Annotated in this window: 22 protein-coding genes; 10 read left to right on the top strand and 12 right to left on the bottom strand. The window is 65.9% G+C overall.

What is annotated here, in order from left to right; translation table 11 throughout:
• Positions 1 to 125 precede the first annotated feature (125 nt).
• On the bottom strand, positions 126 to 365 hold the full coding sequence (locus GO999_RS19945) for a hypothetical protein (protein ID WP_011004463.1): 240 nt from the start codon (positions 363 to 365) through the stop codon (positions 126 to 128).
• A 338-nt stretch (positions 366 to 703) separates the two neighbouring features.
• On the opposite strand from GO999_RS19945, the gene GO999_RS19940 reads away from it, so the two are divergent.
• On the top strand, positions 704 to 955 hold the full coding sequence (locus GO999_RS19940) for a dodecin (protein WP_011004462.1): 252 nt from the start codon (positions 704 to 706) through the stop codon (positions 953 to 955).
• A gap of 108 nt (positions 956 to 1,063) precedes the next feature.
• Here GO999_RS19940 and GO999_RS19935 read toward each other — a convergent pair whose 3' ends face one another.
• The gene (locus tag GO999_RS19935) at positions 1,064 to 3,211 is read right to left on the bottom strand and encodes an acid phosphatase (protein WP_211907153.1); all 2,148 of its coding nucleotides are present in this window, start codon (positions 3,209 to 3,211) and stop codon (positions 1,064 to 1,066) included.
• A 274-nt stretch (positions 3,212 to 3,485) separates the two neighbouring features.
• Here GO999_RS19935 and GO999_RS19930 point away from each other — a divergent pair, with 274 nt between their 5' ends.
• The 4 genes from GO999_RS19930 to GO999_RS19915 all read left to right on the top strand — a co-directional run bounded on the left by GO999_RS19930 (position 3,486) and on the right by GO999_RS19915 (position 9,419).
• Positions 3,486 to 4,811 (top strand): cytochrome-c peroxidase, encoded by a 1,326-nt coding sequence (locus GO999_RS19930; RefSeq protein WP_211907152.1) that lies wholly within the window; start codon positions 3,486 to 3,488, stop codon positions 4,809 to 4,811.
• A gap of 110 nt (positions 4,812 to 4,921) precedes the next feature.
• Positions 4,922 to 6,502, top strand: coding sequence for a TerC family protein (locus GO999_RS19925; protein WP_019719657.1), 1,581 nt, complete (start codon positions 4,922 to 4,924; stop codon positions 6,500 to 6,502).
• Between the two features lie 436 nt (positions 6,503 to 6,938).
• Positions 6,939 to 8,288: a hypothetical protein gene (locus tag GO999_RS19920; protein WP_249215123.1), complete on the top strand. Its 1,350-nt coding sequence runs from the start codon at positions 6,939 to 6,941 to the stop codon at positions 8,286 to 8,288.
• Between the two features lie 54 nt (positions 8,289 to 8,342).
• On the top strand, positions 8,343 to 9,419 hold the full coding sequence (locus GO999_RS19915; protein ID WP_016726168.1) for a DUF6765 family protein: 1,077 nt from the start codon (positions 8,343 to 8,345) through the stop codon (positions 9,417 to 9,419).
• Positions 9,420 to 9,517: 98 nt separating this feature from the next.
• Here the strand turns inward: GO999_RS19915 and GO999_RS19910 are convergent, their stop codons facing one another.
• The 5 genes from GO999_RS19910 to GO999_RS19890 form a co-directional block, all read right to left on the bottom strand.
• Complete coding sequence (locus GO999_RS19910; protein WP_020830315.1) at positions 9,518 to 10,705, bottom strand: metallophosphoesterase family protein; 1,188 nt, start codon at positions 10,703 to 10,705, stop codon at positions 9,518 to 9,520.
• A 25-nt stretch (positions 10,706 to 10,730) separates the two neighbouring features.
• On the bottom strand, positions 10,731 to 12,617 hold the full coding sequence (locus GO999_RS19905; protein WP_211907151.1) for a c-type cytochrome: 1,887 nt from the start codon (positions 12,615 to 12,617) through the stop codon (positions 10,731 to 10,733).
• 156 nt (positions 12,618 to 12,773) lie between these two features.
• Positions 12,774 to 16,226, bottom strand: a complete 3,453-nt coding sequence (locus tag GO999_RS19900) for an alpha/beta fold hydrolase (protein WP_211907150.1) — start codon at positions 16,224 to 16,226, stop codon at positions 12,774 to 12,776.
• 519 nt (positions 16,227 to 16,745) lie between these two features.
• A complete protein-coding gene (locus GO999_RS19895) occupies positions 16,746 to 17,711 on the bottom strand; it encodes a DUF2145 domain-containing protein (protein ID WP_211907149.1) in 966 nt (321 codons plus the stop codon).
• On the bottom strand, positions 17,708 to 18,166 hold the full coding sequence (locus GO999_RS19890; protein ID WP_016726164.1) for a hypothetical protein: 459 nt from the start codon (positions 18,164 to 18,166) through the stop codon (positions 17,708 to 17,710). Before GO999_RS19890 ends, GO999_RS19895 begins: the two co-directional genes overlap by 4 nt.
• Before the next feature lie 228 nt (positions 18,167 to 18,394).
• Here GO999_RS19890 and GO999_RS19885 point away from each other — a divergent pair, with 228 nt between their 5' ends.
• The 5 genes from GO999_RS19885 to GO999_RS19865 all read left to right on the top strand — a co-directional run bounded on the left by GO999_RS19885 (position 18,395) and on the right by GO999_RS19865 (position 22,390).
• The gene (locus tag GO999_RS19885) at positions 18,395 to 19,096 is read left to right on the top strand and encodes a TetR/AcrR family transcriptional regulator (protein WP_038937866.1); all 702 of its coding nucleotides are present in this window, start codon (positions 18,395 to 18,397) and stop codon (positions 19,094 to 19,096) included.
• A 132-nt stretch (positions 19,097 to 19,228) separates the two neighbouring features.
• Positions 19,229 to 19,492: a hypothetical protein gene (locus tag GO999_RS19880; RefSeq protein WP_197360945.1), complete on the top strand. Its 264-nt coding sequence runs from the start codon at positions 19,229 to 19,231 to the stop codon at positions 19,490 to 19,492.
• A 53-nt stretch (positions 19,493 to 19,545) separates the two neighbouring features.
• A complete protein-coding gene (locus GO999_RS19875; RefSeq protein ID WP_211907148.1) occupies positions 19,546 to 21,084 on the top strand; it encodes an ATP-binding protein in 1,539 nt (512 codons plus the stop codon).
• The gene (locus tag GO999_RS19870; protein WP_011004448.1) at positions 21,068 to 21,727 is read left to right on the top strand and encodes a response regulator; all 660 of its coding nucleotides are present in this window, start codon (positions 21,068 to 21,070) and stop codon (positions 21,725 to 21,727) included. The genes GO999_RS19875 and GO999_RS19870 overlap by 17 nt, the downstream gene beginning before the upstream one ends.
• Before the next feature lie 135 nt (positions 21,728 to 21,862).
• Positions 21,863 to 22,390, top strand: coding sequence for a Spy/CpxP family protein refolding chaperone (locus GO999_RS19865; protein WP_020371776.1), 528 nt, complete (start codon positions 21,863 to 21,865; stop codon positions 22,388 to 22,390).
• A gap of 72 nt (positions 22,391 to 22,462) precedes the next feature.
• Here GO999_RS19865 and GO999_RS19860 read toward each other — a convergent pair whose 3' ends face one another.
• The 5 genes from GO999_RS19860 to GO999_RS19840 form a co-directional block, all read right to left on the bottom strand.
• Positions 22,463 to 22,903, bottom strand: a complete 441-nt coding sequence (locus tag GO999_RS19860) for a universal stress protein (protein WP_011004446.1) — start codon at positions 22,901 to 22,903, stop codon at positions 22,463 to 22,465.
• A 220-nt stretch (positions 22,904 to 23,123) separates the two neighbouring features.
• Entirely contained in the window at positions 23,124 to 23,372 is a 249-nt protein-coding gene (locus GO999_RS19855; RefSeq protein WP_011004445.1) for a DUF1272 domain-containing protein, read from the bottom strand.
• Entirely contained in the window at positions 23,347 to 24,321 is a 975-nt protein-coding gene (locus GO999_RS19850) for a helix-turn-helix domain-containing protein (protein ID WP_211907147.1), read from the bottom strand. The genes GO999_RS19855 and GO999_RS19850 overlap by 26 nt, the downstream gene beginning before the upstream one ends.
• A 50-nt stretch (positions 24,322 to 24,371) precedes the next feature.
• Complete coding sequence (locus GO999_RS19845; RefSeq protein WP_011004443.1) at positions 24,372 to 24,803, bottom strand: surface-adhesin E family protein; 432 nt, start codon at positions 24,801 to 24,803, stop codon at positions 24,372 to 24,374.
• Positions 24,800 to 25,168 (bottom strand): hypothetical protein, encoded by a 369-nt coding sequence (locus GO999_RS19840; protein ID WP_021155223.1) that lies wholly within the window; start codon positions 25,166 to 25,168, stop codon positions 24,800 to 24,802. The genes GO999_RS19845 and GO999_RS19840 overlap by 4 nt, the downstream gene beginning before the upstream one ends.
• Positions 25,169 to 25,631 lie beyond the last annotated feature (463 nt).

Below are 25,631 nucleotides of genomic sequence, written 5' to 3'. Positions count from 1 at the left end.
GGCGGCTACGGGCAGGTGCATGAGCGGGCAAAGGCGCGCCCGCGCATCCGGCTCAGCCGGCCCGCGCATAGCGCGGCAGGCAAGCGCCGCCGCCACCGAAGCGGCAGCGCAGGGGTGTGCCGGGCTCAGAGGGTCAGCATGACGCTGAGCAGCTTGCGGGCGACGGTGTGGTGGTCGGCTTCCGGCGAGTAGGTCGACAGGCTCTTGCCCTGGTGGCTGACGGTCACGATGCCGTTGCGGGCCGAGTACGTGGCGTCGATGCGGCGGCCGCCCCGGTCGATATGGAACGCAACGGTATCGGCAAGCAGGCGGGCGGTGTCGGAGTGGCTGTGGCGTGAAGCGGCGTGCTGGTCGGGATGACGCATGGCGTCTCCTGTCGGTGAAACGGTTGCAGCCACTGAGGCAGGTTCCGTGCCAGGGGCCGGATGCTCGATTGCGGTGCGGCCGGCTGCGCACCGCTTGCGGAAAATGGCAAGTTGGATCAGGCCGGCTTGCCGGCCTGACGTGTCGCGTCGGCCGGCCTGACAAGGTTTGTCAGCTCCATAAGTGCAATTAACCGCCAGGCATTTGCAGCGTCCCCCAAAATCGGACTACCAGAGCGGGGCGGCAGGTGCCATTCTGGAGAGAGTGACGTGGCGCGCGCCCGGCGTCCGGTCCGTGCCTGGCCGCGTCCCTTGTCCGAAGCCAACAACCAGGAGGCAATATGGGTTCGCATACCTACAAGATGATCGAACTGGTGGGGTCTTCTCCGGAGTCGAGCGATGCCGCCATCCGCAATGCCATCGCCCGGGCCTCGGAAACGCTGCATTACCTCGACTGGTTCGAGGTGATGGAAACGCGCGGGCACCTGGTGGACGGCAAGATCGCCCACTGGCAGGTGACGCTGAAGGTGGGGATGCGGCTGGAGCAGGCGGAAAGCGGCGGCAAGCCGTCGGGCAAGAAGAAAGGCAAATAGCGCGATCACACCGTCCGGCACGCCGGCGCCCGCAGCGGCGGCGAATGACAAGGGGCGGCCCTGGAGCCGCCCCTTTTTGCCCGGCCGTCCGGGAACGTCCCGGCGCCGTTACTGCGACTGCGAGAAGTCCAGCGCGTTGGTCAGGTCGCCCATCGGCTTGCCGCCGTTGATGACGAGGGCCGCGTCGCGCTGCTTCAGGCCCGGCAGGGTCGGCAGGTCGAAGCGGTGCGTGATCAGGCGCAGCACCGAGGCCGTGTCGTACTGGGTGTGGTCCACGAAGCCTTTCTTGGCGAACGGCGACACGATGATCGCCGGGATGCGCGTGCCCGGACCCCAGCGGTCGGCCTTCGGCACCGCGGCGTGGTCGTAGAAGCCGCCGTTTTCGTCATACGTCACGACGATCACCATGTTCTTCCACTGCGGGCTCTGCTGCAGCTGGGCGATCACGCTGGCGATGTGGGCATCGCCGTCCGCCACGTTGGCATAGCCCGGATGCTGGTTCAGGTTGCCCTGCGGCTTGTAGAACGTCACGGCGGGCAGCGTGCCGGCGGCGGCATCCTGCAGGAAGGCGGCGTCGTAATCCTTCAGGTGGGCCGCGCGCTCGGCGGCGCCGCTCGTGGTGGCCGGATCGAAGCGGCTGTAGTAGTTGAACGGCTGATGGTGCGGCTGGAACTGCGTGGTGCCGGCATAGATCACGCTGCGCGTGGCGTTGGGCGCATCGGAGGTGGCCGCGTTCCAGGCGCCGGCATACCAGGCCCAGTTGATGCCCTTGGCGGTCAGCAGGTCGCCGATGTTGGTCTGCGACTGCGTCGGCAGGGTCGAGGCCTTGGCCGGGTCGGCGTAGCTCGCGTTGCCGCCGGACGGGGCGTTGTTGCCGCTCGGCTGGTACGGCGGCTGCATGGTGTTGACGGCGTAGAACATGCCCGCCGCGTCCTTCGGCGTGAGCGCGCCGTCATTGGCATAGGTGGCCTTGCCCGACAGCACCGAGGTCGGGGTGTTGGTGCCCGGCGTCAGGCGCACGAAATTGCCGCTGGCATCGGTGTCGATCTTCGCGATGCTGCCCGAGGCCACCGAGGTGTCGGCGTTCGGATAGGTCGGCGCGCACGCGCAGATGAGGTACTGGTGGTTCAGGAACGAGCCGCCGAAGGTGCCCATGTAGAAGTTGTCGGCCAGCACGTACTGCTTGGCCAGGCTCCACATCGACATCTTGCTGCCGTCGTAGTAGCCCATCGACAGGCCGCCGGCATCGGAGTAGGCGGTGAACTTGTCGTTCGCGCCGCCGTTGATCTGCATCTGGTTGTTATAGAAGCGGTGCACCAGGTCGCGCGTGATGACGCTCTGCGGCACCACCACGCCGGTGCCGTTCACGCCGCTCGGATCGTCGATCTGGAAGGGCTTGTTGGCCCAGCCGGTGGTCTGCGCCTGCGTGACGGTCACGCTCTGGCCGGCGGCGGTCAGGCCGCCCCAGGTCGGCGGCAGCGAGGGCAGGGTGGAGCCGTCGAAGTCCTTCTGCGCGGCGGCGGTGCCGGTCGAGGTCGGGTTCACGCCCGGGACGCCGTTGGCGCCGGGGAACAGCCCGTACAGGTTGTCGAAGCCGCGGTTTTCCGCGTAGATCACGACGATGGTCTTGACGTTGTTGACCAGCGCCACGCGCTTGCCGACGCCGTCGCGGATGCCCTTGAGGAAGTCGCCGCCGTTGCCCACCGCATCGGCGATCAGGTCGATGGTCTGGTCGATCTCGGCCTGCAGCGTGGCCTTGGCGGTGGGGTCGGTTTCCTTGTTGTGGTCGGCCAGCAGCTTGTCAGCGGTGACGCCCAGGCGCGCGGCCAGGATGGTCTTGGCGGCGCCGAGATCGCCGCCGTTGCTCTCCATCAGCGCCACCAGTTCGGTGGTGATCGCGCTGACCACGCCGTTGGCGCTGGCCGGTGCGCGGAACACCAACGGGCGTGTGATGGCGGTGTGCGAACCCGTGGCGGGGTCGTTGCGGAACGCGTCCGTGCCGACTTCCACCGTGATGGCGCCCTGGCCGGTCAGCGTGTAGGCGCCGTTGGCGTCGGTGTAGGTGCTGGTCTCGCCCGCATCGCACTTGCCGTTGCTGTTGGTGTCGATGCAGACCTTGGCATGCTCGAAGTAGCTGCCGGTCACCACCCCGGAGGTGGAAGCGGAGGCGCTGCTGTTGGAGTCACTGCCGCCACAGGCGGACATGCTGGCCGCGACCAGCGCGGTCAACGGCAGAAGATGGAACGCTCGGCTCATGGTTTCCCTGAATTGTTGTGTGTGGGGAGAAAATGAGCGCGAGTCTGGGCTTGCCGTATGACAAGCTGATGATGAAGACCCAGTCTGGGTGCGCATTTCGGCCCAATTCACGCTGACGACCACCGTCAGGGCGAGGAGGGGGACAGCCGAACGTTTGAAGACATTGGGCAGCATGCGGGATCTCCGTGGACTGGCATGACAAACGGTTGACGACACGAAACTGTCACGGCCGTCATGTTAAGTTGCCGGGCTCCCGATACTTCGCTGAGCTTCAATGCGCCGCCTGCTTTCTGTCGCCTCTGTCCGCCTGTTGGCTGTCGTGGCGCTCGCGTTTGCCGGGCTGAGCGCATGCGGACGCGGCGAGCTTTCCGAAGCGCGGGCCGCCACGCCGCCCGCCGCTGCGCCGCAGGCCGGCGCGGCGCCGGCCTACGAGAAGGCCTTCTACACGATGATGGCGACACGCCGTCCGTCCGTGCCCGCCATGGCGGCGCTGGGCAAGGCGCTGTTCTTCGATCCCGCGTTGTCCGCCTCGGGCCGGCTGGCCTGCGCCAGCTGCCACAGCCCGGCCCATGCCTACGGGCCGCCCAATGACCTGTCCGTCCAGCCCGGCGGCCCGGAGATGGACAAGACCGGCGCGCGCGCCGCGCCGTCGCTGCGCTATCTGCAGAACGTGCCGCCGTTCTCCGAGCACTTCCACGAGAACGACGGCAACGACGCCGAAGACCAGGGCCCGACCGGCGGCTACAACTGGGACGGCCGCGCTTCGTCCACGCACGACCAGGCGCGCATCCCGCTGCTCTCCGCGCACGAGATGGCCAACGGCACGCCGGCCGGCGTGGTCGCCAGGCTGCGCGGCGGCCGGCACGCGCAGACGTTCCGCCAGGTGTTCGGCAACGACATCCTCGACAGCGAAGACACCGCCTTCCGCGCCGCGCTGATGGCGCTCGAGGTGTTCCAGGAAACGCCGTCCGAGTTCTATCCGTACGACAGCAAGTACGACGCCTTCCTGCGCAAGCAGGCCAGCCTGAACCCGCAGGAGATGCGCGGCCTGCGGCTGTTCAACGACCCGGGCAAGGGCAACTGCGCGTCGTGCCACACCAGCACCATCAAGGAAGACGGCGCCTTCCCGGCCTTTTCGGATTTCGGCCACATTGCCGTCGGCGTGCCGCGCAACCGGCAACTGGCGGCCAATGCCGATCCGGCCTTCTACGATCTCGGCCTGTGCGGCCCCGACCGGACCGACCTGACGGATCGCCGCGACTACTGCGGACGCTTCCGCACGCCGTCGCTGCGCAACGTGGCGCTGCGCAAGTCCTTCTTCCACAACGGCGCCATCCACTCGCTGGAAGACGCGGTGCGCTTCTACGCGCAGCGCGATACGCAGCCCTGGAAGTGGTATCCGCGCAAGCCCGACGGCACCCTCGACACGTTCGACGATCTGCCGCCGCGGTATCGCGCCAACGTCAACACGGAGCCGCCCTTCGGCGGCAAGCCGGGTGACCGGCCCGTGCTGTCCGAGGCCGAGGTGCGCGACATCGTCGCCTTCCTCAAGACCCTGACCGACGGCTACCGCCCGAGCCGCCCGGTGGCCAAGCGTTGACCCGCCCCGCCGGCCCGGCCGCTGCGAGCGCGATGCCGCGTCGCGCTGGGCGGGCGTGCGCTGCGGTTATCATCGGCGGATTCGTTTTGTCGTGAGACCCACTCCTTTCTATGTCCTGGCTTGCTGACCCGTCCATCTGGATCGGACTCGTGACGCTGGTCGTGCTCGAGATCGTTCTCGGCATCGACAACCTCGTCTTCATCGCCATCCTCGTCAACAAACTGCCGCCCGCGCTGCGGGACCGCGCACGCATGATCGGCCTGGGGCTGGCCCTGGTGATGCGCATGGTGCTGCTGTCGATGATGTCGTGGCTCATCACGCTGACCAAGCCGCTGCTGACGCTGGGGCCGGTCGCGCTGTCGGGCCGGTCGATCATCCTGCTGCTGGGCGGCTTCTTCCTGCTGTTCAAGGCGACCTCCGAGCTGCACGAGCGGCTCGACGGCCAGCCCCAGGACGACAGCCATGGCGCGGGGCAGGGCAAGTTCTGGAACGTGATCGCGCAGGTGGTGGTCCTGGATGCGGTGTTCTCGCTCGATTCGGTCATCACCGCGGTGGGCATGGTCAACGACCTGCCGGTGATGATGGCGGCGGTGGCGGTGGCGATGGGCGCGATGCTGTTCGCGTCGCGCCCGCTGACGGACTTCGTCAATGCGCACCGTACCGTGGTGGTGCTGTGCCTGAGCTTCCTGCTGATGATCGGCTTCAGCCTGGTCGCCGAAGGGCTGGGCTTCCATATTCCGAAGGGCTATCTGTACGCGGCGATCGGCTTCTCGATCCTGATCGAGTTCTTCAACCAGGTCGCGCAGCGCAACTCCGACCGCTACGAGCGGCGCCGCCCGCTGCGCGAGCGCACTGCCGATACGGTGCTGAGCCTGCTGGGCGAGCGTCGCGCCGACCACGGCACCGGCGAGGCGGAGGCCGCCGCCTCGCACGCGCCCGGTCTGCCCACGCCCGAGACGGTGTTCCGGCCCGAAGAGCGCAGCATGGTCAGCGGCGTGCTGGGCCTGGCCGAGCGCTCGGTCCGTTCGATCATGACGCCGCGCCACGATATCTCCTGGGTCGACCTGGAAGGCGACATCGCGCACACCCGGCAACTGCTGCTGGCCGTGCCCCACAACCAGTTCCCGGTCTGCCGCGGCGGGCTGGACGACCTAGTGGGCGTCGCCCGCGCGAAAGACCTGATGGGCGACCTCGACACGCGCGGCGCCATCGACGTGGAGCGCTCGGTCAAGCCGGCGCTGAAGGTGTCGGACGGCATCGGCATCCTGCGCCTGATGGATCAGCTCAAGCGCTCGCGCGGGCGCATGATGGTGGTGACGGACCCGCTCAACGTGGTGCAGGGCGTGGTCACGCCCATCGACGTGCTCGAAGCCATCGCCGGCGAATTCCCGGACGAGGACGAGCGCCCCGGCGTGGTGGCGCTCCGCGAAGGCTGCTGGGAAGTGGCCGGCGAGGCCGATCTGCGCCAACTGGAAGACGTCCTGCACGTCGACTGGCTGCTCGACGAGGGCGGCGGTGCCACCAGCCTGGGCGGCTACCTGTTCCGCCAGTGGGACCGGCTGCCCGAGGTCAGCGATGCGCTGGTGCGCCACGACCTGCGCTTCGTGATCCTGGAAGTCGGCAGCCGCCGCATCATGCGCGTGCGCATCGAGCGAATGGAAGACGTGACGGCGCCGGAGGCGGAGGCCTGAGCCGGAGCCGCCCGCCGCGCCATCGTTTGGGCGCGGCGCGGGCGGCCGTCATCGGGGCCGCTAACGCGCGGCTCGTCAACGAACCGAGGGCAAGTGGCAGCGCAAGCGAGCGTGAGCCCGCATGGGGCAGTCTGGAGACAACATCCCGCCGTCATGCCTCGAGGATCGTTTGCATGCGTGATATGAAGTCCGGTGCTCCCTGGGCATAAATTTATTTCAACATGTTCGCCACCGCGCGTCATGGGGCCGATCACTAGAATCAGCCTAGGGGGAGAGGTGTGCGGACGGGAAGCCTGCGCCGGGCCGTTTTGCATCGGCACGCGCAAGCGAGACCCAGCTCCGCCCTTGCGAGGCCGACCCGAAGCCGGCCTTGAGATGCCACGCCTTTTCCGCCGAACGCTGAAGGCGCACATTCAGGTCGGGGCAGGGGCACAACATGAACGGTTCGTTGGCGTCACCAACAGATCCAAGGCAGGTTGAGCGCCCGCTGACAGAGGCGCATTGGATGGCGCGAGGACGCGCCGTCATTCTGACGCTGACGCTCATCGGCATCAACGTAACCGGCGGACTCTTTCTCTGGAGGGTGGTTCGCTGTCGCCCAGCGCAGTTGGAACTCGCCATCATCCTGTCGGCAATGGTCACCGTGATGATCGGTGCGCCATTGATCGCGTTCCTCTGCCTGGGGTGGTACACGCGATACCGCGAATTCCAGAACAGCCTGAAGGGCGATGCCCTCTCCGCCTATCTGCAGCGCTACTGGTCAAAGCGCCTGATGCAGGTTCTGCAATACAACGCCGCGCTACAGGATTCGCCGGAATCGATGCCGGCCGGCGATCGCTGGCGGAAAGTCGCGGATGAGCGGTTCGACTTGTGTGACCGGCTGTTTGCTCGCATCTATCACGAGCAATACGGCTTGGTGCCATTTGTCCCGCCGTTTGTCATCCTTCTGACCGTCGCGTATGCCGCCGCTTCCCTGGTGGGCTGCAACTACAACCCGGCCCAATGCGATGTCGCCGCGTTGAAAACCTGCGTCTACGGAATCAGCCAACAGGTTCTGGTTGGATCATGCGGCGGCGCGTTGATGTTTGTCGTGAGCGATGCCGTGCTCAGCATCCGGCGCAGGTCGCTGAATGTCTCCGACGTCTACTGGTACGCGCTGCGCATCCTGTTGGCAATACCGATTGCCCTCGCCGTCAACGGCCAGGACGGGACGGATGGTGCTCACGCGTTGGCCGTCTTTGCACTGGGGGCATTCCCCGTGGATGCATTGCTCAAGATCGTCCGCAGGTTGGGGTTTCCTCAGTTCACGGAGATCGAAAAAAAAGAGAATGCTCCCGACCGGCTGCTTTCCCTCAGTGGGGTCACGCTGCCGATCGTGTCCGTGTTGGAAGCCGAGGGAATCAACTCCGTCGAGCAAGTCGCCGCGGCGGATCCCGTGCTGCTTTCCATCCGAACCGGTTTCCCGTTTCGCTTCACGCTGCGACTCTGTTCGCAGGCCATCGTGCGCCGCCATTTCGGCAGCAATGCATCGGTGCTGCTCCCCATCGGGCTGGCCGATGTCGTGCCGATCGACCTGCTGATGAAAGCGACCGACGGCATCGCGTCGGACAACCTGCCCAAGATCGAGAATCCCAACGCTGTCATCGCGGAGGCCGCAGGCCGCCTGTTTCCGGATACCGATCCGGGGCAGCGGGAAGCCGTGGCGAGAATGAAATTCCGGCAGATTGCCGCGGAGGAATACACGGTGATGCTGACACGGATCACGCCTCTGGATCCTGCGCTCTGAGACGAAACGCGCAGGCGAGGCAATCAGGACCGGCGTCCAACAACTCGGAGGGGCATGCATATGAACATCGATTTTCACTATGGCGTGATCTTCATCCTCGCCCGTACAGCCGGGCTGACACGGGATGAGGCGCAGACCGTGGCGCATGCGTGCCAGTATGTCGATGATGCGACGACAGACGGGCTATTGAAATTTCGTGATGGGCAGCGCTTCGAGCGTTTTGCCAGTGCGCACGGCATGATCGACTACCGAAATCGTATCAATGAGGACAACCGGGAGTCGTGGATCCCCTTCCATTTCGTGCCGGGCGGTGACGGCGCCACGTTCGAAGACCGGCTGGTCTGCCGTCCGAACAGTGCGATTGCTCAAGCGTTGGTCTGCGACGCGCTGGCCAGGCACCGCCAGGACAACGCGCTGCATCGCCTCGGCGTGACGCTGCACGCCTACGTCGATACCTGGGCCCACCAGGGATTCAGCGGCATTGTCAGCCAACACAACCACGTCGACGACATCACCGTTGACGGCAGCAGCCACCCCGGCATGACGGGGAAAATCGCAGCGGCGTTCGAATGGCTAAAGGACAAGATCGTGGCCATGACCCTGAGCTGGTACTTGCCGCTGGGACACGGCGCAGCGCTGAGCTTTCCCGATCAGCCGTGGACCATGTGGCACTACACGAACGGTTTTGGGACAAAGATCGTCCGCAACAACCTGGACGATTTCCTTGCGGCGGCCGACCGGGCCTATGGTGCGATACGCGCCTTCAAGGATGGCAAGGCGGATTTGAACAACACGCCGGCACTACCGGCAGAGACGGCCGCTGCCTTGCGGGCGTTGCTGGATGCCAACCGTTGGGAGGATGCCAATAAGCGGCTGGCCGCCATCCAGAAAGCGGTCGATGAAAAAAAGTTTCCCGGTGTTGAACGTATCCCGCCCTACATCGCCAAGGGGGCGGGTTCGTGGAAGCACATGGCGACGGGAATCACCGCGTCGGACGACGGCAGCCACCGACCGCAATGGCAGCCGGCATTCGAAACGTCGCACTACCGCCATTTCCACGATGCCGTGAAGGAGCATCGCTCTGTGCTGCTTGACGCGATTCTGCCGCGGCATGGCTTGCGTGTGTGTTGATTGACCGACGATGGGGCATCGGATGGCGGGCCTTCCTGCGCGATCTCAAGGCAGGGGGGCCATGATTCGACGCCCCGCTTCGACGCCATCGCATCGCTTCAAGGCAACGGCCAGCGCTTGTTTCCGTTCTCGTCGATCCATTCTTCCCGCAGCGTCTCGCCGTCCAGCGTCAGCCTGACAAAACCGTTCAGTATTCGATCCGGGTACTGGTCGTCGCCGGCGGACTGTGTTTCGGTCCAGGCCACCCGCGCCTGGTTGTCCAGAATGCTGGCCCTGCCATAGGGAATGGCGCCATGGCCAACACAGCGGCCGCGGAGCTTGCCTTGCGGCTGATAGCAGATGACGTTGTGCAGGTGGCCCCAGTACCAGTAATCCGGCTCCCGGCCCAAGGCATTCAGTACCTGATCGTAGAGCGCGGTCTTGCTGGTGCCGTCGATGGAGTAGCCCTGATGGTGCGACAGCAGCAGGATCCGCTTGGAACAACCCTGGGCCAATTGCTTCAGCCAGGCCGTTTGCTGGTCACCTAGCGCGCCATCCATATACAGGTTCATCTCGTCCGCGTAGTAAGCGGTATCGAGACCGACGATCAGCCAGTGGTCGTTCTGCAGGCTGAAATAGCTGGTGCCGTTCTGCAAGGGGAAACGCTGGGCCAGCTCCCGGAAATAGCCGACTGCGCCGCTGTACATTTCGTGGTTGGAGTTGAGGGTGAACTGCCCCAGCGTGCCCGCCGGCCAGGCGGAGAGGTCCCGGCCTTCATCGGGGTTCGCGCCGGCGTAGTAGACATCGCCCAGATGGACGGTGTAGTCCGCGGGGCGTTGCCCCATGGCCTTGGCGACTTTGCCGGCGATGCCGTCACCGGTCCCCCAGTCGCCGGCGATGGCCAGACTGACGTGTTCGGGGGGCATGGCGACGCTGCCGGGGGTCTGGCCCCACGATGCACGGTCCACCAGGTGTTCCATCCACTCCACCAGGGCTTCGCCCCACTTTGGGTCGAGCAGTTCCCATTTGCGGCAGCCCAGCAGCGTGCCATCGTCCATCACCCGGGTCGGCAACTCGGCCACGGTGGTCGGCAGCGGTTTACCGGCTGCCACGCCGTCCAGGATGGTCAGGCCATGCGCGAGCTCCCACGGGATGCCGGTCGCCGAGGTGGAGCCTGAGTCGATGACTTCCCGCACCTGCTGATGCACTTGCTTGAGCCGTGCCAGGATCTGTTGTTTCCGCTGCAGGTTGTGCCGTGCATTTTCGAAATACGTTTCGATCCGGGTTTTCCAGTCCTCGAAGAACATCGCACACCTCCACGTGTTTGCGGCCTTACAGCGTTTTCATGTATTCGATCAGGTCCCACTTCTCGCTGTCGGTCAGGTCCGTGCCGTACGCATGTCCTGTGTTGCGATTGCCCGGCAGTCCGGTATCGAATTTGAACGTGCCGCCACCCTTGGTATCCGGCCCGGCGGTGACGAAGCCGACATGTTCCCGGTCGAACACGCTGGAGCCGCGATAGAACACCTTGGGCCGGTGCTCCGGCTTTTGCAGGAGGTCCCATAGCGTGGGAACGGAGCCATTGTGCAAATAGGGCGCCCTCAGCCAGATACCGTCGGTCGGCGTGTTGCTGTAGCTCTGGGTCTTGCGGTAGGCGCCGAAATCGAACGGTGCGGACTTGAACTGGTGAAACTTGCTCACCAGCCCGACGGTGAATGAGTTGAGCCGGTCCGGATCCGTCCCCAACTGATCCAGCCTGACCGTGACCTGCCCCGTGGCGGCCTTGCCGAAGGCATGGCAGTTTGCGCAGTGGGCCTGCCACAGGCTCTCGCCGCGACGCACCCGGACTGGGTCCAGTTCACCAAATGGCCACTTCGGCGGTTGATGGTCGAGCAGCCAGTCCGTCACGCGCTTGAACTCGGCGGGCAGCACCGACTGCGGTGTCGCACCGACAGCCATGGCCGCGGCGTAGTTGCGCTCATGAATGTCGTTGTTGTTGCCGTCCCAGTGCAGATACATGGATTCGCGCGGCTTCTGGTTCCAGATTTGCGGCAGATCCACCGTGCCGATGGTTGAGTCGTCCGGGAAGCCGAAGATCACGATCTTGGTGGGATTGAAGGTGTCCGTGCGGCCCGGCCCCTGCTCGGGGCGGAGCTTCTGCCAGGCGTACTGCTGCTTCTGCTTCAGGAATGCCTTCTGCGTGGCGGGAACGATGACGAAGCGGTAGAACAGCCGCTCGATGGTGCCCAGGCTGTAGTGCTTGTCGATTTCCTGCATCACTCTGCTGGTGAAGTCCGGCTCGCCGGCGCAGTCATACAAGAACCATTGGAAGGATTCCAGGTTGAGCAACGCCGCCGGGGCGGTCGGCACCGGCACGGGGACATCGTCCACGCTCTTGCGGTATTGCCCGGTGTGGCACAGCGCGCAGTTGGCCTCCACCGAGGGATAGCCGATCTGGCGTCTGGCCAGCCCGATCGGCAAGTCATGGCCACCCTCATAGACGAAGCCGAACGATTGCCAGCCCAGGCTTTGCTTCGGCATGTGCTGCGCGCAGGCGCGCGGCAACACATTGAACACATAGAGCGGGATGCGGGAATCCTGCCCGAGACCGATCGGCGCATATTTGAAATGATCCACGTCCGACTGCAATGCGGGCTGTGGTATTTCGCGAAACAGATTGACCCAGGTTTCGAAGCCCACGAATGCCACGATCAGCGCGACCACCAGCGACACCTTGCGGCGGGGACCGGTCAAGCTCGCCTTCAGGCACCTCCATAAGCCATCGAGCCCCGCCACGATCAGGGCCCAGGGCCGCTGATCGCTGGGCATGGCGCCATACAGCAGACCGCCCAGGATCAGGAACATGGCACCGTCCGAGTACATCAGGGGGCGGAATGCCTCCGGATAGCCGGACGTGTTGATCAGGTAGATCCAGAAGACGACGGCAATCAGCCTCGACAGTACGCATAGCCACGCGTACACCGGGTACTTCAGCGCGTGGATCCCGGCCGGGGCGTAAAACAGGCTGATGCCCACCAGAAGCATGCCGGTGTTCTGCAGCCACGGGTACGTGGCCTGCGTGGGGAGCCCGAAGGTGGCGTTGAGAAAATCGGGCCAGAACAGCGCCGGGATGGCGAACACCAGATTGATCGCGATCCCGATCCAGATAAAGCGCTGGTACCACTGGATGCATTGGACTGTGGAGCCGGTCTTCAACATGCTGATGTCCCCTTGACGGCGTCAATGGCTGCGGTAGCAGGGGTGCCTGGGCGCCTGCTCCCTCACGGTGTTGCCATTACGGGTCGGTCGGCAACATGCGCCGGCCGGCGATACTGCAAGTCGATGCTGCGCAACCTGGGTGATGTCGCGGTTGCCTCAGGCCGAGGCGGTTTTGTCCAGGTGGGCCAGGATGGCCGGATAGACATCCATGGCGGCATTCTTGCCAAACATGCAGTCGATATGGCCGTATCCCGGTATGACCAGCCGGCTGTACCGTTCCGGGCCAAAGCGATCCACCAGTTGCTGATACGTGCGCCGGGTGCTTTCAGGCAGATAGCATTCGTTCTGCGCTCCGCTGATGAACAGGATCGGCAACTGGAGCCTGTCCAGGTGCGGCATGTAGATGTCTTCTCCGCCGAAGCCCACCAGATGGCCCGTCCGGCACATCAGGGCAAGATGCTCCATGGTCCGCATGTTGGCCACGCCGAACAGCTCATGCAGGTTGTCGTGCAGGGATTCGTTGAGCGTTTCGTGGCGGTACAGCGAGGCATACATGAAGGTGATGCGGTGGCAGACCGGGTTGTTGCAATAGCCTTGTGCTTCGACTAGCGCATAGCCTTTAAGCGCCGTGTCATAGAGTTTTTCGAGCCAGTCGGCGTTGGCCTGGGTATAGGCGGTGAGGGACTTCACGCCGAGCTTGTCCAGCACCGATGGGATGTGCAGCCCGGTCTTGGCGGCGGTTGCCGGGGGCACGACGATGTCGGTGGCAATCTGCGAGCACACGACGGAGCGCACACCCTGCAGACCGGCCAGCAGGGACATGAAAAACGTGGTGGCGCCATAGCAATGCACCACGCATTGCACGTCGTCGGCTCCGGTGGCTTGGCGAATCCGGTCGATGGCAGCCGGGAAGTCGTACCGCGCGATCTGGTCGCCATCGCATTGCTGCCGGCTGGCCTCCAGCAAGATGCTGACGCGGAAATCGAGCAACCAGACGTCGTAGCCGTGCTGGTAGAGGAACTCCAGCAGATTGGTGGCGATGGTGTCGGTCGAGAAAATGTTCGACCCCACGCCCAGGCCGTGCACCAGCATCACCGGCCCCTTGCTGCCGCCCTGGAAGCGGGTCAGGCGCAGCGTCACGTTGTCCTCGGTCTGGAAGAACAACACTTCCGGCGCGCCGGCGTTGAGCGGGCGCTTTTTGCGCGGCGGGGCATCCGGGTTGAAGTAGGCGTTCCCGGCCAGCACCCCGCCGTAGCTCTCCCACAGCACCCCGGCAAAATACTTGCCGAAACGGGCCAGATCTTTCAGGCGCTCAGCCTCGCCGGAGGCGTTGAGGACCTTCATCGTGGTCATCTGCTTGGCGAAGTCGGCCGGTTCGATATGCAGGACGCCCGATCCGACGACCGGTCCGGTGTTGTCCGTGCCGTCGTAGACCGTGACATAGAGCGTGCTGGTGTCGGCCCACGCTCGCAACACGCTGTGGTCGCTGGGCACGGACTTGAAGGCGCTGAAGAAGTATTCCTTGCCGTCTTCCGCGGTCAGCGCCATGTTGTAGTTCATGTGCCGCACGCCAACCTGTTCCGGAAATGCCTCAAACAGATTGAACACGCCATGGCTCACCGTCAGCGGCCGCGCAGACAAAGCGGGGGCATTCAGTGTGCCGACGATCGTGGCCGGATGCTGGGGATTGGCGATCAATTGGTCCAGGTCGTCGGACCTGATCGTCACGATAAACGCCATGGTGGACCCGGCGTCCTTGCCGGCCTGGTAGGCCGCCTCGTAGACGGCGGGATCGGTGCCTTGCGCCTGTCGATGGGCCAGGGAGACATACCCTTTCATGGCTTCGGTGAATTCGATGCCCGGCTTGACTGGCCGGGCGGGCTTGCTGGGCGCCGACGGCAAGGTGTAGTCGATCTTCCAGCCCCGGTCTTGCGCCAGCAAGGCCATCGTTCGCTCGCTGACAGCCGAAATGGTCAGCAATGGGTTGACCGCCAGCGAAGTGGGGATGACCGAGCCATCGGTCACATACAGCCCCGGGTAGACATCGCTGCCTGACGCGCTGCTGAACACCTGCCCCTTGTGGTTGACGACGCCCTGTGCCGCGTCCTCGCCCATCACGCACCCGCCCAGCGGGTGTACGGTGATCAGGCTGTGCTTGAACAGGTCGGTCCAGATGGGATTGGGAACATAGGTGCCGCCCAGTGCGCGCGTGGCGTCATACAGTCGGTCGTTGCCGATCTTGAAGTTGGGCTGTTCTCCCACGCCGGGCCAGTGGACGCACAGTTGGTCGTGGTCGTCCAGCTTCATCTCGCCCGCGCCATTGTCGTGGCTCATGATCAGATAGGTTTGCAGGCGATTGACCGCCCCGTAGTAGGGCCCCAGTACCGCGCTCTCCACCTCTCTGGCGGCGTGCGCTATCTTCGCGGCCACCCCGGTAGAGGTCGGCCGTCCGATCTGCGTCGATGCGGCGGCCATGGCGGGCACGATGGCGCCGCCGAGGGCTCCCGGGATCGACCCTTCTTCGATCACCATGCGCTGTGTCCAGTCCTTCTCATCGCGCATGTCGATGATGGAGGTGATGCAGGGCCCCACCGGGCCGATGCCTTTGCCGGAGTGCGCGCCGAACCCGATGCCGTTGATCTTGTCGTTGTTGTTGTAACCGAAGCCCAGGATGTCGCCGTTGCCGCTCATGTGCTTGCCCAGCTTATCGGAGAGCAGCAAGCCCTGGGTGCGCGAACGCAGCAGGATCTCCGTCGAGCCCAACGTGCCGGCGGAGAGTACGACGATATTGGCCTTGACGAACAGCGTTGGCGCATCGAACGCCTCCCGCCCGGTGCCGACATACTGGTAGTGCACGATCCAGCCATCGCCATCGCGCTCCAGATAGCGGACCGATGCCTGGCAGAAAATTTCCGCGCCGTGATTGCTGGCATCGGGCAGGTAGTTCATCAGCGTGGTGTTCTTGGCTTTGTTGTTGCAGCCGGAGACACAGTCGCCGCAATCGTTGCAGCGCAATTGCTCCACGCCCACGTGGTTGCGGTTGTCCGGCAAGTCGTCGAACGTGACATTGATGGGCGGGCGATAGAAGGTGTGCGTAGCCTGCATCTGCGAGGCGGACTTTTCGTTGGCCTGCAGCTTGGGCAAGGCGGCCGCCGTGCCGGGGTAAGGGGTGGGCCGGAGCATTTCCCGCGCCCGGGCGAAGCCTTCCTTGAGCAAGGTATCGGCATGCTCACGCACGTGCCGGGGCCATCGCGGGTCTTCGAAGACCTGAGGCTCAGGCTCCAGCGAGACGTTGGCGTTGATCAGCGAGGTGCCGCCCAGGCCACAGCCCACGACGACGTTTTGCTGGGCATTGACATGCAGATCGTACAAACCGGTGCGTGAGCCGATATGGCCATCGGGGTGATGGACTTGAAACTCTTCCGTCGCCTCCGCCAGGGTATTGGGATATTCGCCGGGAATGATTTCGCGGCCGCGCTCCAGCAGACAGACTGTGCGGCCCGCTCGCGCCATGCGCGATGCAGCAATGCCTCCGCCATAGCCGGACCCGATCACCACAATGTCGTAATGCTCCTTGATTTCACTGAGTGGCGTCGCAATTCGTACCATTTTTATTCTCCTGTGGGGAATTGCCGGAAGGCCAAGATATGAACGCATCCGGGATCAGGCACGGCGCATGGATGTGAGGTTGCACCGCGGCCCATCAGGGGGCTACGTGTGCACCTTTGGGTCAGGGAAAACCCTTTAAATCATCGTGATCAATCAAAACGTGATTCCACCGCCATCGTTGGGGAACGGTTTCTGTTTGTGCGCACCACGGGGCGTTGGAATTCTTTATATATGCGCCGGGTTGTGATGACACTTTATGGTGATCAGTCTGAAGATGTGTGCAAAAAAGTATATTGAAATATATTTACTTCTGGGGTTGTGCTGCATTATCTCGTTCGCTTTCTCCATTCTGGGCGGTCAGCCTGGAAAATGCTCAAGGGCGAGGGCTTGGGTGATCGCGGCGAACGGAAGGATGCAGCAAGGAGCAAATCGGCCGCTGTTTTTTTATCGCTCGATTCGCGATCCGCTCGCTTGCGCGGCCGTTTGCTCCCGGGCACGGATTGACGGTCGTGCCAGCGGCTATGCCCTCAGCGGCACCACCCGATCCCCCTCACCGGGCTGGCAGCCCTCTGCGATCGGCGTCCATCCGTGGTGCACCACTACCCGCTCGCGGTCGTAGCAGAGCTCGATGCGCTCGCTGCCCGGCAGCCGCTCCTGGATGAAGCGCTCCACGGTCGACGGCAGGCTGATCTTCAGCTTCATGGCGAAGACGTCAGCCTCAGGATGATCGTCCAGGTGCACGAGCGGCACGAAGGTCGACGCGAACATCAGCGCGTGCGAGTCGATGTCGACCGGCTGCGGGGCATAGCTGGCCTGGCGCAGCCAGCGCTGGGCGCGCTCGCGCAGATCGCTATCGGCGTCATCGGCGTCATCGGTGCCATTGCCGTCATGGTCGAGCTCACCCCACGCCAGGGCGAGCAGCTCGGCGACCCACTGATTGCAATTCTGGTAGCGCACGCTGAACGCATAGGCGTTGGCGCTGTAGCTTGCCGCCAGCAGCCGCAGCGCGCGCGGTGTGTCGGTGGCCGCGCGGCGCAGGGCATCTGCCGCATCGGCGGGCAGGCGCACGATCGAGATGTAGCCGAGCGACGGATCGTCGATGCCCATGGTGAAGCCGGCAAGCCCCTGGTCGTAGAGGCGCGGGCGGCCTTCGTCGCAGGCGTAGTAGAGCTGGCGGGCGGACCACGCACCGGCGTCGCTGCGCCACGCGATGGCCGCGTGGGAATAGCGCAGACGGAAGCGCGACAGGTCCAGGCCGGAGCGGCTGATCAGCACCGCGCCGCCCTCGGTGGCCGCCACCTCTTCGCGCACGACGGCGGCAAAGCGCAGCAGCCGGTCCTGCTGGCCGGCGGTGAACGGCTGCGCGCGGTCGCAGAACTGCGACGCGGCCGACCAGGCGGACAGGCCGGTCGCCGCCCGTGCCGCACTGCCGGCCGCCGCCGCAGCGCATGCCAGTGCCAGCACCAGCAGGCGGCCGGCGCTCACAGATTCACCACGGGACGCGGCGCGAGTTCATCGTGCCAGTTGTCGGCGAGCACGAGATAGAACGCTTCGCGGGTGTCCTGGCGCGCGAACTCGAAGCCGTAGACCCGGCGCTGCGCGCGCACGAGGTCGCCATGTCCCAGGCCTTGCTTTGCAAAGACGGCCGCCGGCAAGTCGAGCGCGATGCGCTGCTGTGATTCGTCCGCGACCATCGTCACCCGCAGGTAGTCGGCCCGGTCGGGCGCCTGGGCCACGTCGACGATGCGGTAGTCGCCGTTCGCGGTCTTCTCGTCGTCCGTCGAACTGTGGCTCGAACTGTTCAGCGAGGTCGACACGCTGCCGCTGGAGGCCGATCCGGCGCTGGATGCCGCTGATGTGAAGCTTTCAGCGTGGGCATGGAAGGTCACGCCGGCTACGGCGACGAGACAGGCGAGACGCAAACCGAGGGAGGTGTGCATGGTGGGCTCCTTACGCACAGTACGAAATGATGCCGGGCTGCCTTGCTGCCGCCGGTGCGAGCGGCAGCGGCAGTCGACGCGCGGTGGCCGACCGATCACTAATGATCGATCGGTCAGTAGATGATACATTGGATAATGATCGATCGGTCATTAGATGGGCGCGGCGAGGTGGTACTGTCGCGCGCTCGATCTTCAGGTCGGGCCATCGCCCGGCCCGCAAAGGCAGACATGCGTTCTTCTCGAAAACAGACATCGGACACGGCCGAAGCCGCGCCCAGGAAGCGGGTCCGCCTGTCGCCGGAGGTGCGGCGGCAGCAGATTCTCGATGCGGCGCTGGTCGAGTTCAGCACCCTGGGCTTCACCGCCGCGAGCATTGCCAAGATCGCGCGCCGGGCGGGCACGTCCAAGGCCAACCTCTACGTGCATTTCTCGAACAAGGACGAGATCTTCGAGACCCTGCTCCGGGATCTGCTCGTGCCGTCCCGCGCGCTGCTGCAGCAGGCCCGGCAGGGGCAGAACCTCGATGAGCTGATCGACGCCTTCATCGACGAGGCGTATGCGGGGCTCACCCCGCAGGTTATCGCCGTGATCCGGCTGCTGATCGCGGAGAGCCATCGGGTGCCGCACCTGATCCAGCGCTGGCACGAAGAAACCGTGGTGCCGGCCCGTGCCGAGCAGCAGCGCCGCATCGAACAGTACGTCGCGGCGGGCCAGATGCCGCAGACGCCGGTGACCGACTACTTCAGCTTCGTGATGGCGCCGGTGCTGTATGTGGCGGTTTGCCGGATGGTGTTTCACCAGGACGTGGCCGAGAGCGAGTACCGCAACATCCGGGAAACCCACCGCAAGGTGCTGCACCTGCTGCTGAAGCCCCAGCCCGAGGGGCCTGCGCGCGCGGCCGGCGGCACGCGGACCCGCAAGCCGGGGTAGTCGACCCGGCGTGTGGATGTGTGCATCGGGTGGCATACCCCCACGATCCGGTGGAAACTTCTCCTTATTTCGCTCAATTTTCGAGGGGAGGGGGTTGTTATGCTCAGCCCATTCCCACCCCCGGAGCGCGCCATGGCTGACAAGAAGACTTCTTCGTGTCGCAAGCCGTTGCCTCTGGGCGTGAAGGCTTTCGCGCTGCTCGATCGCCGTGCCCATCTTTTCGGGCGGTATACCTCGCGCACGCAGGTTCAGCCGGATACCGCCAACGCGGCCGACGGTATCGACGTGTCGTCGCTCGCAGTCCCGTTGACGGCGTCGGGCAGCGGCGATACCGGTAATATCACGCTGGGCCTCCCGCTGAGCGGCACCGCCAATGGATGCGAGGATGGCCGCTGACCCGCGCGCAGGCGCTTCCTGTTGTTGCGCCTTCGCGCTGCCCTGATCGATTCATGCGTCCGTCTTTCGGCATCACCTCCAAGCTGTTCGTCGCGCTGTTCGCGCTGAGCATGGTCGTCGCGCTCGCCATGGGCGCGGCGGTGCGCTGGCGTTTCGACACCAACTTTCTCGACTACGTCAACGCTCGCGAAGCCGAGCGCATGGCGGTGTTCGCCCAGAGCATCGAATCGGTCTATGCCGAGCATGGGAACTGGGATGCCCTGCGCAATGACCGGCAGGCCTGGTACCGCCTGATCCGGCGCGAGATCGGCCGCACCCATGCGGGGCCATTCGGCGGTCCGCGCGGGGGGGCCGAGCCCGTGCCGCCCTTCGCTCCGCCGCCGGGGGACGTGCCGCCGCCCGGTCTGCCGCCGCCGCCTCCGGATGCCGGCGATCGCCCGCCGCAGCATCCGCCCGGCGAAGGGCCCGGCATGCATCCGCCGATCTGGCTGCTCGATGCCGGGCGCGTCCCGATTGTCGGCGACGGCCCGCCGCCCGGCCCGGGTTCGCAGTGGCATGCGCTGCATCACAACGGCCAGACCGTCGGCTGGCTGGCGACCCCGCAGCGCATGCACGTGCCCGAGGGGGCCGACCAGGCCTTCCTGGCCCAGCAGCTGCGCGCCACCTGGATCATCGCCGCGCTGTCGGTGCTGCTCGCGGCGGGCGTGGCGATCCTGCTCGCGCGCGGCGTGCTGGCGCCGATGCGGCGGCTGGCCCATGCCACGCGCCGCATGGCCGAGGGCGACTACGCGGCACGGGTCGATGTGCATTCGGGCGACGAGATCGGCCACCTGGCCGACGATTTCAACCGGCTGGCCGAAACGCTCGAGGCCAACCAGAAGATGCGCCGCCAGTTGACGGCCGACATTTCGCACGAGCTGCGCACGCCGCTGGCGGTGCTGCGCGGCGAACTGGAGGCGCTCGAGGACGGCGTGCGGGCCCTCACGCCCGCGTCGCTGACCTCGCTGCAGGCCGAGGTGGGCACGCTGTCCAAGCTGATCGACGATCTGTACGAGCTGTCCCTGGCCGATGTGGGCGCGCTGGCCTTCCACATGGAGTCGATCGACCTGGCCGATACCGTATGCAGCGCGGCGCAGGGGTTCACCCCGCGCCTGATGGACAAGCGCATCGCCTTGCAACTCGACCTGCCGACGGGGCCGTCGCGCGACGCGGCCATCCAGGGCGATCCGCAGCGCCTGCGCCAGCTGATGCAGAACCTGCTGGAGAACACGCTGCGCTATACCGACGCGGGCGGCACGCTGCGCATCCACGTCCATCGCGCAGGCGCGTGGTGGTGCCTGGACGTGCAGGACAGCGCGCCGGGCGTGCCGGAGGCGATGCTGCCGCGTGTGTTCGACCGGCTGTTCCGCGCCGATCCTTCCCGGGGCCGCGCGCAAGGCGGGGCCGGGCTGGGCCTGAGCCTGTGCCAGACTATCGTGCAGACGCACGGTGGCACCATCGACGCCAGACCTTCACCGCTGGGCGGGCTGTGGATTGCGATCCGCCTGCCGGCTGCCAACTCCTCTGTTGCTGACCATGATCCTGATCGTTGAAGACGAACCCAAGCTCGCCGCGCTGATGGCGGACTATCTGCGCGCCGCCCACTACGAGACCGAGTGGGTGGATGACGGCACCCGCGCCGTGCAGCGCGTGCGCGAGACCTCCCCCGAGCTGGTGCTGCTGGACCTGATGCTGCCCGGCAAGGACGGGCTGGAGATCTGCCGCGAGGTGCGCGCTTTCAGCGACCTGCCCATCGTCATGGTGACCGCGCGCGTGGAAGAAATCGACCGGCTGCTGGGGCTCGAGCTGGGCGCGGACGACTACATCTGCAAGCCGTTCAGCCCGCGCGAGCTGGTCGCGCGCATCAAGACCATCCTGCGCCGCGTGCAGCGCAGCGGCGCGCAGTCCGACAGTCTCCTGCAGATCGACAACACCGCCTATTCGGCCACGCTGCGCGGCCAGCGGCTCGATCTCACGCCGGTGGAGTTCCGCCTGCTGAGCGCGCTGGCCAACGCGCCGGGCCGCATCCTGTCGCGCGCCAACCTGCTGGAGCAGATCTACGACGACCACCGCGTGGTCACCGACCGCACCGTCGATACGCACGTCAAGAACCTGCGCCGCAAGATGGAGCTGGTGAGCCCCGGCACGGAGCTGATCCACTCGGTCTATGGCGTCGGCTATCGGCTCGATGCCTGATGGGGCGCGGGTTGCCGGCAGTCACAGCTTTTCAAGAAGACTTCACCGTTCTCCCACCTTTGGGGCAGGGCCGGCGGCTACAGTGAATGCATCGCCGGAGCCTTCCGGCTAGTGATCTCGCTAGGAGTCAAAACCATGTTTGCTGTTACTCCCCGTCGCAGTCTGGCCGCCGTTGCCGCCGGGCTGCTGCTGTCCTGTGCCGTCGCCTATGCGCAGAGCTCCGCGCCCGAGGCTTCGCCCCGTCCGCCGATGGCGCCGCACGGCATGCCGCACATGCCGGGTGGCCCCGGCTTCATGGGCCCGCATCATGGCGGCCTCTTCCTGCACGGCCTGAAGCTGACCGAAGCGCAGCGTGACAAGGTCTTCGCGATCGAATACGCCCAGATGCCGGAACTGCGCGAGCAGCGCAAGGCGATCGAGCATGCCCGCCGCGACCTGCGTGAGATGGTGGTGTCCGGGCAGTACGACGAAGCGCGCAGCCGCGCCCTGACCGATGCGCTGGGCCGCGCCGTCGCCCGCGAGACGCAACTGCGCGCGCAGGCCGACGCGAAGATCCTGCAACTGCTGACGCCCGAGCAGCGCAAGCAGATCAGCGATCGCGAAGCCCAGCGCGTGGCCGCGATGGAGGAAGAAGCCGGCCCGCCGCCGCAGCCGATGATGTAATCGTGCGCCGCGGCTGAACGGCACGGCCCGCGGCGCCCGAAGGCCGGGTCCGAGACGAGACCCGGCCGGGGGCTAGCGGTACACCACGACCGGAATGTGCGCGTACGTGAGTACCTTGCGCGTTTCGTTGCCGATCAGCAGGCGGCCCGTCAGGCTGCGATGTCCATGCGACGCCATGAAGATGACATCGCACGCATGCCGGCGCGCCGCGTCCAGGATGCCGAGGTAAGGCTCGGCAAACTGCGTGACGTCGCTGTCGAATTCAACGCCTTCTTCCCGCGCGCGCTCGGCGATGCGGTCGATACAGTCCTTGGCGTAGCCCTGCACCTGCTCCATGTAGTGCGAGTAGGGGCATTCGCCGGCGCCGCCCGAGTACGCCATGCTCGGGAAGTCTTCGATGCAGGTATAGGCCGTCAGGCGGCAGCCAGCGGCGTGCGCGAGCTTCAGCGCCCCGTCGATCGCCTTGGTGCACTGGGATGAGCCATCAGTGGGCAGCAGGATGTGGGTGAACATGGCACTCTCCACGGGGAACCCGCTTCCAAGCTACTGCGCTGCGCACGCCGGCTCCATCGTGGAAAACGCTAGGCGCTGCCTGCCGCCTGCCGCCTGCCGCCTGCCGCCTGCCGCCTGCCGCCTTCAGCCGCAGCCGCAGCCGCAGCCGCTGTCAAAAAAATGCGATCGTTCGTTTCCGTGCGTCCCCGGTCCGGCCGGCGCACGCATCCTGTCAGGTTGATCAGGCAGCGTTCCGACAGCCTTCCGGGCGATGGATGCGCTCGGTGGACGCTGGGTGCCTGGCCAGCATGGCCGCCGGCCTGCGCGGGCGCCTGACCAGTTCGCCGCCGCAGTTGGGGCAGAGGCCATGCAGCCGGTTCTCCGCGCAGTCTGCGCAGAAGGTGCACTCGTAGGTGCAGATGCGCGCCTCGGTGGAGTCGGGCGGCAGGTCGCGGTCGCAGCATTCACAGCCGGGGCGCAGCGCAAGCATGAGGGTCTCCTGGGCAACGGATGAAATCGGTCGCGGCATGGGCATCGCCCTGCCATGCCTGCCGGTAGCGCGACGGCGATACCCCCGCATGGGCGGCAAAGCGCCGGCTGAAGTGGGCGGGGCTGGCGAAGCCGCATCGGTCGGCAATCGCAACCAGCGGCAGCGCGGTGTGGCGCAGCAGATCGCGGGCGCGGGCCAGCCGGCGCTGCATGACCCACTCGTGCGGTGCGATCCCGAACGACACGCGGAACATGCGCGCGAAATGGAATTCGGACAGGTTTGCCTCGCGCGCCAGCGCACCGATCGACAGCGGCAACTGCAGCGAGGCATCGATCATGGCAGCGATGCGCCGGCACACATGCGGCGCCAGGCCGCCGCGCACCGGCAGGGCGCGGGTGCGCCCCTGTGTGCGCACCAGGTGGGACAGCGCGTCGCTCGCCAGCGCGTTGGCGAGCATGCGGTCGTCGAGGTCGATCCAGTCGAGCCCGGCGATGCGGGTGCACCACTGCGCGAGGTGCGGATCTTCGATGAATGTGCGGTCGTGCAGGGTGAACAGCCGCGGCTCCGCGTCGAGCAGGCGCACGGCATGGCCGGCCAGCGCCTCGGGCGCGAAATACAGATGCACGAAGCGCATCGGCTGCTCGATCACCCATGCCGATTCGTGCTCGGCCGGCAGCATGCAGACGCGTCCCGGCGCGCCGAACCGGTGCGGCTGGTCTTGCCGGTGCGTGGTGTAGCCGCCTTGCAGGTAGACCGACAGCGTGTGGTGTCCGGGCTGGACATAGCGCGCCTCGGTATGCTCGTTGCGCCAGATGGCGGCGGTGACGCCGTCGCCCAGGTCGGCCACCCGTTCCAGCGTGGCGCGCGAGCCGCGCGTGAGCGTGCCGAAGACGCTGGCGTCTGCGGTCACGCGGGGATCGGCCGGGAGAGGCGTGGAGGTGGGGCGCACGTTCCGATGTTACCAACGGATGGCGCGCGCGGGGCGGGGCGGTCGTGCCGTCAGCCCGCGCAGAGGTGGTGCGCCACCGCTGCCGCGAGGCTGGCGCCGTCGATGGGCTGCCAGCCCGCGTCGTTGCCGAAGCGCTTCTCGCCGAGCATCAGCGTGCCCTGGTACAGCTTGGCGCTCGAGACGGCGTACTGCCGGGTGCGGCAGTCGATGGTGTAGAGAAAATCCGCCGTGTCGCCGCGCACGGCGCCGAACATGCGCCGCAGCGCGCGCGTGCTGTTCGGGGTGCGGGTTTCCACGCGCACCCATGCACTCACCGGGCCGCTCGGCATCCGCTGCACGCTGGCGGCATCGAGCAAGGCGCGGCTATCGGGCTGCGTCGGCAGGGCGATCCACCGGTCCGTGCGGGGCCCGGCAGCAGGGGCGCCATGCACTGCAACCAGGAGCATCGCCGCCAGGACGGCCCGCCAGCGGACCGGTGTCATCGCGTCTTGGCGCCGGCGGGTACGGGGATCGCCACGGCGTCCGAATGGCTGCACGCCATCGTCACGCCGGCCTTGTCGACATCGACGAGCACGGCCGCCGTTTTTTTTCCGCCGATCTGGCTGGGCGTGCCGGCCAGGCTGCCGGACAGGCGCTGCATGATGGCCTGGCAGGTGGGGTTTTTGCCGGCAGCCGGCGCGGATGCCGTGACCGTGCTGGCGGCGGCCGGCGTAACGTCGGACGCGGGCTGCGTGGTGGAGGCGCGCGCACGCGGTAGCGCCACCAGCGCGGCGAGCACGGTCATCGCGATCAGCGTGCGCGCGGCGCGCCGGCGGAAAGTTGAAGAAGTCGGTGAGAGTGACGGCATGCGAAACCGGTTGCAATGACTTCGAGGTGCCTTCGTGCGGATGGCACCTGTTGCCGGCATTAACGGCGCGCGTGCGGGAAACTTGATGGGATGTCAGCGCATGGCGTGATGTTGTCTGCGCAAAATGGAACGGGGTCCGGACGTTGCCGGCCCCTCCGGAGCCTTGGCCGATGCCGCCTGACCCACCAATATAGGCCAGGGATATTTCACCCGCACGTCGCTGCGGACCGCGCGCCCGACCGCCAGGCGGGATGCGCCGCGATGGCGGACCACGGCCGGCCGCGGTCAGGAAAAAGGGAAGGGTTTCCCCGCTTTTTCCGCCCTTTGTTTTTGGCAGCAGACAACTATCATTCAAAGCGTGGAGTCGTGGTTGGCCGGTGTATCGGCTGCCCGCTCATGCGACGGTTCTCCTCTCTGGAACAGATCGACACGGTCCAGAGACTTCAACCCGCGCCTCGTCAAC

Origin of the sequence: Ralstonia nicotianae (assembly GCF_018243235.1) — a bacterium.
Taxonomy (GTDB): Bacteria; Pseudomonadota; Gammaproteobacteria; order Burkholderiales; family Burkholderiaceae; genus Ralstonia; species Ralstonia nicotianae.
Note: the sequence above shows the minus strand (reverse complement) of the source record. Positions and strands in the feature narration are given on the sequence as shown.